Below are 15,605 nucleotides of genomic sequence, written 5' to 3'. Positions count from 1 at the left end.
CTCAAGCTAATTGAATCGCTGCAAAAATATCTCTTATGATCTTTCTAAAAATAAAATTGTTAATTTTCTTTGTTGATATTTATTGAATCAAATTAGCGAATGCAGGTAGCACTATGAACAATGGGATTTCTACTACAAGCCAGGATAAGCGAAAGCTTGAATGGCGAACTTTCTTTTTAATTACTGTCGTGCTCTTTCCGGTTCTGAGCGTGATGTTTGTTGGCGGTTACGGCTTCATCGTATGGATGATGCAAGTGCTGTTCTTTGGGCCTCCTGGCCACTAAGACGTGTGCAGACCTCACAACAATAATCAAAATCAACAACAAGAGTACACAGTATGAAATCAAGTTTAATTAAGATCTGGCGAACGTTGTCTCGCCCGAGTGTTCATATCAGTTTGGGTGTTTTAACGCTTGGCGGTTTCCTTGCCGGTGTTATTTTCTGGGGTGGTTTTAATACCGCATTGGAAGCTACGAACACAGAAGAATTCTGTATTAGCTGCCATACCATGGAAAATAATGTTTATCAGGAGCTGCAAGAAACAGTTCACTGGAAAAATACTTCAGGTGTTCGTGCTACCTGTCCTGACTGTCACGTTCCGCATGACTGGACGGATAAAATTGCCCGTAAAATGCAAGCAAGCAAAGAAGTGTTCGCCCAACTTTTTGGTGATCTAGACACCCGTGAAAAATTCGAAGAACGCCGTATTGTCCTTGCTCAGCACGAATGGGATCGTTTCTCTGCAAACAAATCCCTGGAATGTAAAAACTGTCACGACTACGACAGCATGGATTTCGACAACATGCGCCCTACCGCTCGTATCCAGATGAAGCAAGCAGCCGAGCGTGATCAGAGCTGTCTTGACTGTCACAAGGGTATTGCCCACAACCTGCCTCATAACATGGACAGTACCGGTGGCATGATCAGCCAGCTGGAACAACTGGCATCTAACACCAAGTTCGAAGTTGGCAGCGAATACATCAGTGTCCGTCATCTACCTCTTTACGAAGAGAAAGCCCTGAGCACTGAAGCTGGTCTGCTGAACCCTGCCTCAGCAATTAAAGTTGTCGACCAGACTAAAGATGCTATCCAGGTTGAAGTATCTGGCTGGCGTAAAGACAAAGGCTTCGGCCGTGTAATCCAGGAAGACTTCGGTATGAACATCGCCGTTGCCTCCCTACTGAAAGAAGCATCAACCAACGATCAGCTTATTGAGAAGTTTGAGCGCAAGGAAGATGAGCTGACAGGTCTGCCATGGCAGCGTGTAACAGCGAAGCTGTGGATGAAGAAAGAAGCCCTGCTTGACGACGTTCAGCCAATCTGGGAACAGGCTAAACAGTCTTACCAGACTAACTGTTCAGTTTGTCACACCCAGCCTGACGAAGCTCACTTTGATGCCAACACCTGGCCTGGCATGTTCAACGGCATGATGGCATTCGTTAACTTCGATACCGACAGCAAGGCGCTGGTACTGAAGTATCTGCAGAAGCACTCATCAGATTTTTCTGAAGGCCACCACTAAGCGATTGATGGAGTAATTAAACAATGTCTGTTACCCGAAGAAGTTTTCTAAAAGGCCTTGCTACCACGAGTGCCGTATCCGTTATCGGTCCTGGCCTGCTGACCTCCACAAAAGCGCTGGCCGCTGAAACTACTGGCAGCTGGAAAGTATCAGGTTCACACTGGGGTGCGTTCCGTGCCCACGTATACGCTGGTAAAGTTCAGGAAATCAAACCACTGGAAATGGATAAATACCCGACTGATATGATCAATGGTATCAAGGGTATTATCTACAGCCCGTCGCGTGTCCGTTACCCTATGGTTCGCCTGGACTGGCTGAAAAAGCACAAGTACAGCGCAGATACCCGCGGCAATAACCGTTTCGTACGCGTAACCTGGGATGAAGCACTGGATCTGTTCTACCGTGAACTGGAACTAGTTCAGAAAGAATACGGTCCATGGGCTCTGCACGCAGGTCAAACTGGCTGGCGCCAGACTGGTCAGTTCCACAGCTGTACCAGCCACATGCAGCGTGCTGTAGGTATGCACGGTAACTTCATCACTAAAGTTGGTGACTACTCTACCGGTGCTGGCCAGACTATTCTTCCTTACGTTCTGGGCTCAACGGAAGTTTATGCTCAGGGTACTTCATGGTCTGAAATCCTGAAGAACAGTGACAACATCGTTCTGTGGGCGACTGACCCTGTGAAAAACCTGCAGGTTGGCTGGAACTGTGAAACTCACGAATCGTACGCATATCTTGAGCAACTGAAAGAGAAAGTTGCCAAGGGCGAAGTGAACGTTCTGTCTGTTGACCCGGTGAAAAACAAAACCCAGCGCTACCTGGGCAACGATCACCTGTACATCAACCCGCAGACCGACGTAGCCTTCATGCTAGCGGTAGCGCATACCCTGTACACTGAAGATCTGTACGACAAGAAATTCATCAGAACTTACTGTCTGGGCTTCGACGAGTTTGTTCCTTACCTGATGGGTAAGTCAAAAGACAACATCGAGAAAACCCCTGAGTGGGCAGCAGAGATCTGTGGTGTTGATGCTGACAAGATCCGCGAATTTGCCCGCATGCTGGTTAACGGCCGTACTCAGATCCTGTTCGGTTGGTGTATCCAGCGTCAGGAGCACGGTGAACAACCATACTGGATGGGTGCAGTTATCGCTGCAATGGTTGGTCAGATTGGTCTGCCTGGCGGTGGTGTTTCTTACGGCCACCACTACAGTTCAATCGGTGTACCTTCAACCGGTTTTGCGGCTCCGGGCGGTTTCCCGCGTAACCTTGACCAGGGCAAAAAGCCTAAGTGGGACAACAACGATTTCAACGGCTACAGCCGTACAATCCCGGTAGCCCGCTGGATTGACTGTCTGCTGGAACCTGGTAAGAAAATTAAGTACAACGGTTCAACCGTTACCCTGCCTGACTACAAGATGATGGTGATCAGCGGTAACAACCCGTGGCACCACCACCAGGATCGCAACCGTATGAAGAAGGCATTCCGCAAGCTTCAGACAGTTGTAACCGTAGACTTTGCATGGACGGCTACCTGTCGCTTCTCTGACATCGTACTGCCGGCCTGTACTCAGTTCGAACGTAACGATATCGACGTATACGGCTCATACAGTGGCCGCGGCCTGCTGGCGATGCACAAACTGGTTGACCCGCTGTACCAATCGAAAACTGACTTCGAAATCTTTACTGAGCTGACCCGTCGTTTCGGCCGCCACAAAGAATACACTCGTGGTATGGACGAGATGGAATGGGTTCGTCAACTGTACTCTGATTGCCGTGATGCAAACAAGGGTAAGTTTGACATGCCTGAGTTTGATGAGTTCTGGGAGAAAGGCGTACTGGACTTCGGTGAAGGTAAACCTTGGGTTCGTCATGCTGACTTCCGTGAAGATCCGGAAATCAATGCACTGGGTACCCCATCAGGCTTCATTGAAATCAGCAGCCGCAAGATTGGCCGCTTCGGTTACGAACACTGTCAAAGCCACCCTATGTGGTTCGAGAAGAGTGAACGTTCTCACGGTGGTCCGGGTTCTGAAAAGCACCCATTCTGGATGCAGTCATGTCACCCGGACAAACGTCTTCACTCACAGATGTGTGAATCTGAAGAGTTCCGTGCGACTTACGCTGTTAAAGGTCGTGAGCCGGTTTACATTAACCCTCAGGATGCCGCAGAGAAAGGCATTAAAGACGGCGACCTGGTGCGCGTTTTCAATGACCGTGGCCAGCTACTGGCCGGTGCAGTACTGACTGACAGCTATGCTCGTGGTGTTATCCGTATTGAGGAAGGTGCATGGTACGGCCCGCTTAACGAAAAAGACGGTGCTATCGATACCTACGGTGACCCGAACACCCTGACTCAGGATATTCCGTCATCAGAGCTTGCACAGGCGACCAGTGCGAACACTTGTCTGGTTAACTTCGAGAAGTTCACTGGCAAAGTACCACCAGTAACCTCATTCGGTGGTCCGATTGAAGTAAGCTAATCCGACAGGATACAAGCAGATAACAAAGCCCCGGCACAGAGCATTCTGGCCGGGGCTTTTCTGTTAACTGTGTAAATTGACCAGAATGATCGTGAAACTATCCTCAGGCTGTTTAAGAACCGCCCTAAAACAACGTCAGAAAACATTAATACATCCGAAACTCGACATCAGCAGGAGCCTACATTGGCTCACCACCGCGTAAATACTGATTAAAGAAACCGCTGCGAACCATCCCCCACTTCAAACTCCGTAACACCAACTTTATGCGGACCATCAGGTTGCGGCATTTCCGGCGGTGGAATGAGCATTAGCCCGACCATCAGCAATAACATTAAACATACGATTCCTATACCCGTCCTAACCACCTATTTCATCGCCTTTCCCTTATTTTTCAGTTAACTGCGGGCAGTTCACAATGGTCAATAAACAAGCACAAGTTTGCTGGTTGAGTTATTAAAAAATACATTCAGTTGCAGATAAAACTTCGTCTCACTTCACAGCACAAGTTCTCATCGATAACTGGAAGCATTACATCGAATACCGGACTATTTTTCTATTCACAGTGATTCTTACTACGCTTATGTCTGAGGTGTGTCCCTTTTACTGACAATATCCGGCGCGGAGGTATGTTAAACATGGCAAAGGCATTAATTGTAGTGACCAGCCACGCACGACTTGGCGACAGCAATCAAACCACTGGTCTTTGGTTCTCAGAGCTCACCCACCCTTACTATGCAATTGCCAAGCATGGAATCGATGTCGATATTGTCTCAATTCAAGGCGGTGAAATTCCCATTGATCCCAAAAGTTTTGATGAAGAAGACAGAAACAATGCCCTGTTTTTAGCAACGCCTGAACTGGCAGAAAATCTGAAAAACAGCCGCTCACTTGATGACATCAATGCCTCAGAATATCAGGCCATTATTTTCGCCGGAGGTCACGGCACTATGTGGGATTTTCCCGATGATCCCGACGTTCAGGACAAAGCAAACGAAATCTATGAAGAAGGTGGAATTGTGGCAGCCATCTGTCATGGTCCGGCAGCACTAATCAATATCCAGCTTTCTGATGATAGTTATTTGATTGACGATAAACGAGTTACCGGCTTCAGCAATACAGAAGAAAAAGCCGTTGAACTGGATAACGTTGTGCCCTTTTCTCTCCAGGACGAGCTGATGATCCGCGGTGCACACTTTGTCGAAAAGCCAGCATGGACCGCGAATGTTGTCATCGACGGACGACTGGTTACAGGCCAAAACCCCCAATCAGCAGTTGGTGTAGGTGAAGCCGTCAGCGATTTGCTACTGGAATGGTTTAACTAAAAGGAAAAAACAGAATGGAATATCTGCATACCATGGTTCGCGTCAGAGATCTGGATGAATCGCTGGACTTTTATTGTACCAAGCTCGGGCTACAGGAAATTCACCGTATCGATAATCACAAAGGGCGCTTCTCTCTGGTCTTCCTCGCTGCCCGTGATGATGTTACTCGTGCCGGAGCCCATAACACACCTTTGATTGAGCTGACTTATAACTGGGACCCGGAGATTTATACTGGTGGCCGGAACTTTGGTCACCTGGCTTTTCGTGTCGATAACATTTACGAACTCTGCTCTCACCTCCAGGAACAAGGCGTCACGATAAGCCGTCCTCCTCGTGATGGCCATATGGCATTTATCCGCTCACCTGACGGTATATCTATTGAGTTATTACAAAAAGGAGAACCACTGGCACCAAGAGAACCATGGGTATCAATGGATAATATTGGCGAGTGGTAATTTCAAAGGGCAATATAACTGAACAGTAACCATACAGATGTAAGTCAATTAGCTTATTAATTGCTTTACATCTGCCAATATTTCCCTCGTTAAATTCCTAACATATAAGAATATCGTGAATATTTCATTCATATTTATTCATCAATAAATAACATGTCGTATGGTAACTATAAATATATTACCTCGTTATTTAAGCTATCTCTTTTTATTACCCATAATAAATTTGAGACAATTTAATATCAGTTAAACTTTTTACCTCTCATTTTATTGACCTGCATTCAAAACCGGATTTTATAAATCCCTGACAACATTGACAGTGAATGTTGAAAATGACAGTATTTTTCAACACAGCAACGCAAAAACGCGCTTTCACTCTAGTTGCCTTTATTCACCCTTCCTAAAATAAAGCCGCAACACTTCTATACCCAGAATAAAGTGTGAATAAAGGAAAATACAATGAATAAATTACCGTGCGCGTTTATCGGCATGAGCTTTTTATTACCTTTCAGTTCATTAAACCATGCAGCCATCCTTAATCAGACAGATGTATTAGCAGATATAATCCAGTCTTCCACCCCTTACTTTCAGCAAGAATGTCATCTGTCTGGTAACGAACAAACCTTACCTCAAGATTGTAATTACTATGTACTGAACCTGACAGAGTTATCACCAGCACAAAGAAGCAGTTTTACCAACCATATCCTTGGCTTAGGTGTCAGCACTAACTATGTACTTATCACCAAGCCAAATAAGATCTCTGAAAGACAAATCTATTTATTAGATAGTCCGGATACTGAATACGTAGCGACAAACCTGACAAACGATTTAAACAAACGCAGCCGAACACGTCGCTCACTAAGCTCAAGCAGTAATCCTAAAGTCATGGAATTTGTTCTTCACCGTCGATTTAACGTAGAGCGTGAGAACAAAGGTAACGCAACACTAAAATATAAAGTTCGTTATTACAGAAAATCACCTTATTACTCCCGTTCCGGTGATAAAGATAAATTTGTTGAGATCGTCCTTGCAGAAGGAACAGGTATCGACATGGGAATGGAAAATGCGTGGTCTGATATTTACCGCCGCTGGCAGCATAACAGCAGCGTCAGTTATGTTTACAAGGAATACCTAGATTCAGTCAGCGTCGATGTGAAAGTAAATGACAAAGCCAAACTTGCAAATGGTGATATCTATCTCAACGATTTATATCCTCGTATGCAAGATCAAGTTGAGTCAAAAGTAGAGAAAGAAACCAGCTCAAGCATCAAAGTCGGCCTTGGTTTTTCACCTAAAATTCCGATTAAAGATATTGAATATAAATTTACTGACAAATATACCATCACCAACAAAAAAGAGTTTGGCCTTATTACCCAAACTAACCGCGACGGTTATCAAATTAAATACATCAACAACAAATATGGCTCCCAAATCAATCCGGAAAATGGTTTCTGTAACCTTGGTACGGCTGATGGTTGGTGCTGGGACTATGATGACTTCCGCGGCAACCCATGGAATTTCGACAAGATCCGCTCGAATAACCCACTGGCTCTGAGTGGCCTGCGTCCGGATTTCGTAGCCAAAATAGCGGCTAAAGAAGATGTCTCTGGCAGCTCAACCATTAATGTCACTACCAAGGTAAACAGCCTTGCTCTGTTTGGCCACAACCGCTGGATTATCGGCCGCCGTTACGCATCAGGCAGCCAGTTATGGACAGGAAAAACTGACTGGAACCGTAATTGGCAGGAAGACAGAAATTTTGAAAAGCTGACCTATACCGACAGCTTCCCAATCACCATTGACTGGAACAGCCCATGGTTCCTTGGAAGTGATGCTGTAACAATCAAATCAACCTACCTTAGTCAGGAAAAAGCACAGTGTCTGACGGTGGTTAATGGCCGTGAACTGACATTCAAGGATTGTGTTGAAGGCAGCAAATCTCAGTCGTTTATCTACGATCAGGAAAAACGCTACCGCAGTGTCGCTAATCTGAATCAATGTCTGGACTCAGAAGGCGGGAAACTCTCTCTGAGCACCCACTGTAATGATGACTACGCACCAAATACTCAGGTCTGGTCATGGCAGGAACCTAATCAGTTCTCAAATGATGTGCTGTTTACCACTAACTATGACAGAACCATCAATGCCATTGATGCATCAACAGCTGTACCTAGCATTTTGCGCATTGAAGATATTCAAGACAAGCCAGACAGCGTGCTTTATACCAGCCGCTTTACTGACTTCAGCACCGTAACCCCTTAATCACTCATCAGGAATGAGTGGTTCACTTTGTCGCTATGTTGGCGACTCAACAACAATAATTATTATTGGACTAAAAATGAAAAAAACATTACTTGCCATTTCAATATTGCTTCCTTTCTGCGGCGTTGCGTCTGCCACAGAAATGGTTCGCGCAGAAGATATCACAGCAGAAGCCGTTCGCAGCGTTCAGTCTGATACGACTTATACCTATGCCCGCTGCTGGTACCGTCCTCATCACAACCACAATGATCCGGCAACAGAGTGGGAATGGGCTCTAAATGATGACGGTAGTTACTACAAAGTCCACGGATACTGGTATTCATCCATTTCGTTCATGAACATGTTCTATACCGATACTCCGCAAGACGAGATCATGGAACGCTGCCAGAAGACACTGGGTGTAGATCATGAAACGGCTGACATCACTTACTTCGCTTCAGATAACCGTTTCTCTTACAACCACTCATTCTGGACAAATGAAAACAGCTACCAGCCAGAGAAGATCAATAAGATCATTGCCTTTGGTGACAGCATTTCAGATACCGGTAACCTGTTCAACGCATTCCAGTGGCGCTTCCCTAACCCGAACTCATGGTTCCTGGGTCACTTCAGCAATGGTTTTGTCTGGGTTGAATACATTGCCCAAGACAAGCACCTGCCACTATATAACTGGTCTGTAGGCGGTGCAGCCGGTGATACTCAATACCTGCTACTTTCCGGTATTCATGATCAGGTAGATTCCTACCTGACTTACATGAAAATGGCGAAGAACTACAACCCAGAAAACAGCCTGTTCACAATTGAATTTGGCCTGAACGACTTCGTCAACTACGACCGCTCAGTAAAAGACGTAAGTGACGACTTCGCCCGCGCCCTTAAGCGCCTGACAGATAACGGTGCGCAGAACATTCTGGCGCTGACTCTGCCAGACGCAACAATTGCGCCTCAGTTCAAATACTCTGAACCACAAAAAGCAGTAGAAGTTCGCCGCAAGATTGAAGAATTCAACGAATTCATCAAACAGGAAGTACTTAAATACCAGCTTCAGGGCGTGAATATCTCACTTTACGATACCAGTGGCCTGTTTAAGGATATTTCAACAAATCCTGCGAAATACGGTTTCCACAATGTGACAGATGCATGTCTGAACATTGACCGTAACTCAGCGAAAGACTACCTGATGAGCCACTCGCTAACTAACGAATGTGCCACATACGGTTCTGATAGCTATATGTTCTGGGGCGTTACACACCCAACAACCAAGACCCACAAAGTATTGGCAGAACAGATCAGCAAGTCAGCTCTTGATCAATTTAAGTTCTGATTAATCATATAGTTAATAACAACAAGACGGGGTAGCCACACTACCCCGTTTTTTTATTCTTTTTTCGCAACTTATCTTGTTGCTGATAGTGAACTGCCTAGCAAAACAAACAGCAACATTACAACTTTGTGTGCATTCTGCTTCCACCGTACTCTATACTAATTCTTGATAAGCATCAGATTGCATCATGGACGTGTTAATGAGAGCTGCGTTATTCCGATTCATCGCCTTATTATTTCCCCTTCTTGCCATTACAGCGGGAAGTGCTTTCTATATTTACCATCAGGATGTCAAACAGCTGGAACAACGCATCATGGAAAGAGAGCGTAACATCCAGCAATCCACACTGCATATCACGCGGTTACATTTTGCGCCTATCATTGATGACCTTCGTTACCTGACACAAAAAATTCAGGAAGTGAGCAATAACTTACACAACCCCGCCGAGAAAAAAGACATTGTCGCCAATGCCTTTAAAAGAATGATCCTTACACGTTCTTTCTACGATCAGGTAAGACTGATAAACGATCAGGGTAAAGAAGTTATCCGAATCAACATGACTGACGGAAAAGCCGTTCAAGTTGATGACAATATGCTTCAGGATAAAAGCCATCGTCCTTATGTAAGTAATGCGTTGAAAATTGAACCCGGCACTTTCTACACTTCCGAGTTTGATCTGAACATGGAGAACGGGCAAATAGAAGAGCCGGCAAAACCTATGCTTCGTTTTGTCAGTCATTTTGTTGTTAATGGGCGCAGTTGGTTAATTGCCCTTAACTACCTTGGCTATACCTATCTCGAAGAACTCAATAACCTCTATCAATGGACTCACGGACAAAACTGGTTGATAAATAAAGAAGGGCAATGGCTGTTAGGGCCAGAGGCTCACACTTCCTGGCAGTTTATGCCGGGACCTAATGGCAATCTCAACAATGATTTCTTTGATAACTACCCTGATCTATGGAACAAAATTCAAACCGAAGAAAGAGGCCAGATGATTGAGGGGGATTTTCTCTTCACTTATACCCGCTTCTTCTCCGGTGATAAATTTCAGGGAGACGAATTATTTACCCTCCCCTTCGATGGCAGCGACCTCCCCTGGACGGTGATATCAAAAATTGATATGAGTCAGGCAGTAATGGAGCTGGCCTTTACCCGGGAAAGGATAATAAGAGTCTCACTACTCGCTACTTTAGTTCTTTCCCTCTGCTCCGGTTGTGCTGTACTGTCGTGGCATCTACTGCACTTGCTTCGTCACGAACAAAAGCTCAAACAGGAAAATCAGGATGTCGCACTGCAATACTCAACAGTTCTAAAGCATGTGCCAGATGGTCTTCTGACGATTGACCGTGACATGACTATCAATACCATTAACAAAGCCGCTGGCCGAATCCTGAATATCAATGATGATTCCGCACCAGGTAAAAACCTGCTTAAACTCATATCAGGCGATAAGAATCGCCAGCAAATCAAAGAGCTCGTCGAGCAAGTTCACAATTCAGATATTGAAGCCAATGACAAACCTATAAAAGTCAGGATCAAGCTCAGCCAGCTCAAAACCCGGTACATTGAATTTATCGCGACAGAAACACACTACAGTAGCCGAAGTGAAATCCTGCTGAATTTCCGAGATGTCACTTACTGGATTGAACGCGAAGAAAAACTGAAAAGCATGAGCAGAGCCCTGGAGCAAAGTAATGACTCAATCATTATCACAAATAACCAGGGTATCGTTGAATATGTCAATCAGGCATTTGAAAAATTCAATGGCATCAAATCAAGAGATATCCTTGGAGCCCAATCTTCAGCATTACTAAAAGAAACTTTAGATAATGACAAAGAAGTTCGTGCGGTACAGGATGAATTGAAAGAAGGTAAAACAATCAACCGAGTGATTGCCCGCAGGCAGGCTGATGACTCCATCATTTATGAAGAGAGAACCATCTCGCCGATCCGGAACAACCGTGGCAGAATCAGTCATTATATTTCCACCGGTAAAGACATTACTGAACGGATCCTATTTGAAAACAAACTTCACAAACTGGCCCATTATGACCTGCTTACCGAATTGCCGAATCGAACCATGCTCCTTCAATACATCGAAAGTGCAATGATTCAGGCAAGGAAGGAATTCAAGAGCATTGCCTTACTAACCATAGATCTTGACCACTTTAAACAGATCAATGATTCATTCAGTCACGATATCGGCGATAAGGTTTTAACGGCTATAGCCCAGCGTATCGAACATACCCTTAGGGAGGGGGATTTACTTGCAAGACTCGGTGGGGATGAGTTTGCCATTGTCATTAAATCAGATATTTCACCAGAGAATATAGCCAACCTAGCAGACAGAATCATCAATCACATCCGCGAGCCTCTTTGTGTTGAGAATAAAGAGCTACTTATTACTGCCAGTATGGGGATCAGCCTGTTCCCTGATGACAGTAATAATGTCGACAGTTTGTTCAAAAATGCAGATATCGCCCTTTATCGCGCAAAGGAGAAAAATCGCAACCAATTCTGTTTCTTCACCCGACAGATGGGCCTCGACAATATTAAACGCATTCAACTTGAGTCAGAGCTAAGAAAAAGCATTGGTACGGACAGATATGAACTTTACTACCAGCCGAAGATTAATGCAGCGACTCGTAAAATCTGTGGTGTTGAAGCCCTACTACGTTGGAAAGATGAAAAAGGACAGATCCGCTCCCCTGTCGAATTCATTCCGGTGTTAGAAAATTCAGGCCTAATCATTGAAGTGGGTGAGTACCTGATCCACCAGGCTTGCCACCAGCTACAACAATGGCATCAGAAGGGATTTAACATCAGATTTGCTCTTAATATCTCAGCACGACAGTTACTCAACTCAAATCTTGTCAGAACTGTCCGGAGCGCTCTGAGCGAATCAGGATGTGACCCGCACTCACTTGAACTGGAAATCACTGAAAGTGTCATCATGTGTGATGTAACTACTGCACTGGATAAACTCGTAAATCTGGAAGAATTAGGTGTAAAGATCTCGATTGACGACTTCGGTACCGGTTACTCGTCTCTGGCTTATTTAAGTCGCTTCCCAATTCATATTCTGAAAATCGATCGTGAGTTCATTAAAGATCTACCCGAAAACAAAGACAATATATCCATTACGCGGTCCATCGTTGAACTGGCTCACAACCTGAAAATGCAAGTTGTCGCAGAAGGTGTTGAAACCAAAGCTCAACAGGAATTTCTGGACACCTTGGGTGTTGAAGAGTTTCAGGGCTTTTACTTCGGTTCACCTATGCCACTAAGTGAATTTGAGCGTCTTTATATTGAGGCCAATGAATCTGCAATAATTCAATAAGTACGGTGAAATAACGCGGCGATCAAGGAAAGCATTTGTCCCTTTGCATATTCAACCATATAATTTTCATCAAAGACCTGTCACTTAAACGCCCCTGAGGTACCGTTATGAGCTTTAGTGATTATTTAGATGACTTTATCAAGCAGCGAGATCAACAGTCTAAAACAGCTGCTCCAGGTAAGCGTACCTTTCAGCGCCAACCTGTAATTCAAGATGCAACCAGCCAGAGTGTAGCCCGTGAAGCGATTGCTAAAGCTCAGGAAGAAGCTTCTGAGCGAGCCAGCTTTGAAACCAAAGCGGCTCATACCCGAGTAAATGGCAGATGTGTCCTGGAAAGTGAGGCTCATAATGCAGATCAACTAAAGCCTCAGGCTAAACCTGCTGACCCGGACAGAGTTCGCTACATTCAACAACTCAGAAAAGATCTGAAATTAAAAAAGCGACAGTCCTAACAACCCCCTCCTCACCTGTTTGTTTTTCACTCAATCCAAGTTATTTCCTTTTATTGCTGGCTGGTTCTGGTTTTTAACGGACACCAGCCAACATAAAAAACATCATTTCTTTCGAGAAATGTGACTTCAAAGAAGTTTTATCTCTCCAGCTTCGTATAGAAAGCACGCTGTAAATTCTCAATGGATGGGAATTTTGTTCTGAATTAATAATTTTTTGAAATTATTTTTCTAAAAAAACAGAGCAAAAATAAACCATAATGGCGATTAATTACCCACACCCTGGCATTTGCTTGTTTTATAGACAAAACCAACGCGGCGCAACATTAGATTCACACAAATATATATGCCATAAATTCTATGAAAACCTTATCACCAGCAATGACAGCCAACATAAGTCACTGATTAAGAAGAGATTAGATATAAAGGGTTAACTATGGCATTTGTTAACTTTAAAGAAGACACACGAAATAGATAATTTTTTCGCCAAATACAAGGGAACTGAATTTATACATAATACAAATATTATGACCACAATTAGTTCTCGAAAAAGAACCTACGCTTAATTCCCGCTACATTTAACCCTTTTTATTTCCCTGCGCTCTACACCATTAGTTGGCATAAAGCAATATAGGCACAAGGGTTTTTAGTAGTTAAAATTGCCGTATGAAAAAAGTATGTAAGACAACATCATGAACTCAACAATTCAAATTAACGAGCTGGAATCCATGCTCATTGCGATTGTCGTGCTTTTTCTTGGCTACTTTATTAATAGCAAAGTAAAGGTTCTGCGAAAGTATAATATCCCAGAACCGATTGTCGGTGGCCTTATCGTAGCTGTTATCATTACAGTTCTTCACCAGCATGGCACAGACATCACATTTAAACTAAGCCTTAAGAACACGTTAATGCAGATGTTCTTTGCGACAGTCGGGTTAGCAGCAAGCTTCAAGTTGCTGGCTAAAGGTGGTTCACGCGTATTCCTTTTCCTTGGCGTAGCTACTTTATATATCGTGATCCAAAACGCAGTAGGTGTAAGCCTGAGTACTATGCTAGGCCTTGACCCTCTACTTGGACTGATCGTTGGCTCAATCACCCTTTCCGGTGGCCACGGTACAGGTGCAGCATGGTCACAAACTTTTGCAAGCGACTTCGGCCTTCAGACCCTTGAGCTTTCTATGGCGGCAGCCACATTTGGCTTGATCATGGGCGGTATCATTGGCGGTCCAGTCGCACAGCGCCTGATCAATAAGTTCGAATTAAAGTCGGAGTTTGGTGGTGGTGAGCATCATCACGCGTCACATCCGGATCTGGTTACGTACAGTGATCACGAAGAAGACCGAATCACAGCCAAAAACACCATTGAAGTACTCTTCATTTTGTTGGTCTGCGTTGCTGGTGCTTCTCACGTCAAAGAGCTTGTGGATAGCTTAGGTATCAACTGGCTGCGTATCCCAGACTTTGTCTATGCCTTATTCATTGGTGTATTCATCACTAATGTGTGTGAAACAACCAAAGTTTACAAAGTTAATACTGAAACAGTCGATGCACTGGGTACTATCTCTTTGTCCCTGTTCCTGGCTATGGCACTGATGAGCCTTCAATTATGGGAGCTAATGGAGTTGGCTTTGCCTATGCTGGTTATTCTGGCTGTGCAAACCATTACGCTGGCGATATTTGCTTACTTCGTAACTTTCCGCCTTATGGGTAAGAGCTATGATGCAGCAGTCATTTCAGGTGGCCACTGTGGATTCGGTATGGGCGCAACACCTACAGCTGTAATGAACATGGGATCACTAGTGTCTCGCAATGGTCCTTCACCACAGGCGTTCATGGTTGTACCGATTGTAGGCGCTTTCTTCATTGATATTGCGAACTTAGTCGTACTTCAGACATATATCAGCTTTATTCAATAAAGATTTTTGTGCTCAAAAAAGGGCTGAGTGACGTTGTCACTCAGCCCTTTTTTATTATTCACATACCTTCATTAACGTTTTTCGTTCTATTATTAATACAGATAAATGAAGCTCCGAACGACGAAAACGCAAAATAATACCAATATGATTCTTCTACTCTAAGGTTGCGTAATCGGATCTTATTCAATTCACCGACTCAGGTGAGCTGATTGTTATAAAAACGGCGATGAGAAAAAGCAGTGCATTATCATTAAAATCAAACGTATGGAGTATTAAGATGCTAGGTGAAAATCACGCACTCTTCCTTGAGTTCCCTGAAATGCAAGACAAAATTCAGGAGTTGAAAATGACTGATGAAAACTTCAAAACTTTATCAGACAGATACCATCAACTCGACCATACGATAAGAGGGTTAGAATCAAATAACGTTCCTACAGAAGATTCACATTTCACCCAGCTCAAACTAGAGCGGCTTCAACTTAAAGATAAAATTTTCAGCATTTTAACGAACTAAAATCGTTCTAACATG

Annotated in this window: 11 protein-coding genes; all 11 read left to right on the top strand. The window is 44.2% G+C overall.

Annotation, left to right across the window (positions count from 1 at the left end):
- Positions 1–113 precede the first annotated feature (113 nt).
- The 11 genes from torE (at position 114) to AACQ93_RS07010 (ending at position 15,590) form a co-directional block, all read left to right on the top strand.
- Complete coding sequence (gene torE / locus AACQ93_RS07060) at positions 114–284, top strand: trimethylamine N-oxide reductase system protein TorE (protein ID WP_064603221.1); 171 nt, start codon at positions 114–116, stop codon at positions 282–284.
- Between the two features lie 53 nt (positions 285–337).
- Complete coding sequence (torC, locus tag AACQ93_RS07055) at positions 338–1,522, top strand: pentaheme c-type cytochrome TorC (RefSeq protein WP_007461068.1); 1,185 nt, start codon at positions 338–340, stop codon at positions 1,520–1,522.
- Positions 1,523–1,545: 23 nt separating this feature from the next.
- Positions 1,546–4,008 carry a trimethylamine-N-oxide reductase TorA gene (gene torA, locus AACQ93_RS07050; protein ID WP_064603218.1) on the top strand — a complete coding sequence of 821 codons (2,463 nt, stop codon included), beginning with the start codon at positions 1,546–1,548 and terminating at the stop codon, positions 4,006–4,008.
- A gap of 635 nt (positions 4,009–4,643) precedes the next feature.
- Complete coding sequence (locus AACQ93_RS07045; protein WP_157097523.1) at positions 4,644–5,330, top strand: type 1 glutamine amidotransferase domain-containing protein; 687 nt, start codon at positions 4,644–4,646, stop codon at positions 5,328–5,330.
- Between the two features lie 14 nt (positions 5,331–5,344).
- Complete coding sequence (locus AACQ93_RS07040; RefSeq protein ID WP_007461058.1) at positions 5,345–5,785, top strand: VOC family protein; 441 nt, start codon at positions 5,345–5,347, stop codon at positions 5,783–5,785.
- Positions 5,786–6,241: 456 nt separating this feature from the next.
- Positions 6,242–8,044, top strand: coding sequence for an RICIN domain-containing protein (locus AACQ93_RS07035; protein ID WP_064603215.1), 1,803 nt, complete (start codon positions 6,242–6,244; stop codon positions 8,042–8,044).
- 76 nt (positions 8,045–8,120) lie between these two features.
- Positions 8,121–9,368 (top strand): SGNH/GDSL hydrolase family protein, encoded by a 1,248-nt coding sequence (locus AACQ93_RS07030; protein ID WP_007461054.1) that lies wholly within the window; start codon positions 8,121–8,123, stop codon positions 9,366–9,368.
- 199 nt (positions 9,369–9,567) lie between these two features.
- Positions 9,568–12,711, top strand: coding sequence for a bifunctional diguanylate cyclase/phosphodiesterase (locus AACQ93_RS07025; RefSeq protein WP_064603209.1), 3,144 nt, complete (start codon positions 9,568–9,570; stop codon positions 12,709–12,711).
- Between the two features lie 107 nt (positions 12,712–12,818).
- The gene (locus AACQ93_RS07020; RefSeq protein ID WP_007461050.1) at positions 12,819–13,163 is read left to right on the top strand and encodes a hypothetical protein; all 345 of its coding nucleotides are present in this window, start codon (positions 12,819–12,821) and stop codon (positions 13,161–13,163) included.
- A gap of 689 nt (positions 13,164–13,852) precedes the next feature.
- Positions 13,853–15,076 (top strand): sodium/glutamate symporter, encoded by a 1,224-nt coding sequence (gene gltS / locus AACQ93_RS07015; RefSeq protein WP_064603207.1) that lies wholly within the window; start codon positions 13,853–13,855, stop codon positions 15,074–15,076.
- 277 nt (positions 15,077–15,353) lie between these two features.
- Complete coding sequence (locus AACQ93_RS07010; RefSeq protein ID WP_036798142.1) at positions 15,354–15,590, top strand: YdcH family protein; 237 nt, start codon at positions 15,354–15,356, stop codon at positions 15,588–15,590.
- Positions 15,591–15,605 lie beyond the last annotated feature (15 nt).

The sequence above is a fragment of the Photobacterium sp. J15 genome (genome assembly GCF_963870815.1).
Taxonomy (GTDB): Bacteria; Pseudomonadota; Gammaproteobacteria; order Enterobacterales; family Vibrionaceae; genus Photobacterium; species Photobacterium marinum.
The sequence above is the reverse complement of the archived record's forward strand: the minus strand, read 5'-3'. Positions and strand labels throughout refer to the sequence as shown.

What these genes read in the sequence shown, in the direction of transcription:
- gltS (WP_064603207.1), top strand. Translation starts at nt 13,853, where the DNA reads ATGAACTCAACAATTCAAATTAACGAGCTGGAATCCATGCTCATTGCG.
- AACQ93_RS07040 (WP_007461058.1), top strand. Translation starts at nt 5,345, where the DNA reads ATGGAATATCTGCATACCATGGTTCGCGTCAGAGATCTGGATGAATCG.
- AACQ93_RS07035 (WP_064603215.1), top strand. Translation starts at nt 6,242, where the DNA reads ATGAATAAATTACCGTGCGCGTTTATCGGCATGAGCTTTTTATTACCT.
- AACQ93_RS07020 (WP_007461050.1), top strand. Translation starts at nt 12,819, where the DNA reads ATGAGCTTTAGTGATTATTTAGATGACTTTATCAAGCAGCGAGATCAA.
- AACQ93_RS07045 (WP_157097523.1), top strand. Translation starts at nt 4,644, where the DNA reads ATGGCAAAGGCATTAATTGTAGTGACCAGCCACGCACGACTTGGCGAC.
- torA (WP_064603218.1), top strand. Translation starts at nt 1,546, where the DNA reads ATGTCTGTTACCCGAAGAAGTTTTCTAAAAGGCCTTGCTACCACGAGT.
- AACQ93_RS07010 (WP_036798142.1), top strand. Translation starts at nt 15,354, where the DNA reads ATGCTAGGTGAAAATCACGCACTCTTCCTTGAGTTCCCTGAAATGCAA.
- AACQ93_RS07030 (WP_007461054.1), top strand. Translation starts at nt 8,121, where the DNA reads ATGAAAAAAACATTACTTGCCATTTCAATATTGCTTCCTTTCTGCGGC.
- AACQ93_RS07025 (WP_064603209.1), top strand. Translation starts at nt 9,568, where the DNA reads ATGAGAGCTGCGTTATTCCGATTCATCGCCTTATTATTTCCCCTTCTT.
- torE (WP_064603221.1), top strand. Translation starts at nt 114, where the DNA reads ATGAACAATGGGATTTCTACTACAAGCCAGGATAAGCGAAAGCTTGAA.
- torC (WP_007461068.1), top strand. Translation starts at nt 338, where the DNA reads ATGAAATCAAGTTTAATTAAGATCTGGCGAACGTTGTCTCGCCCGAGT.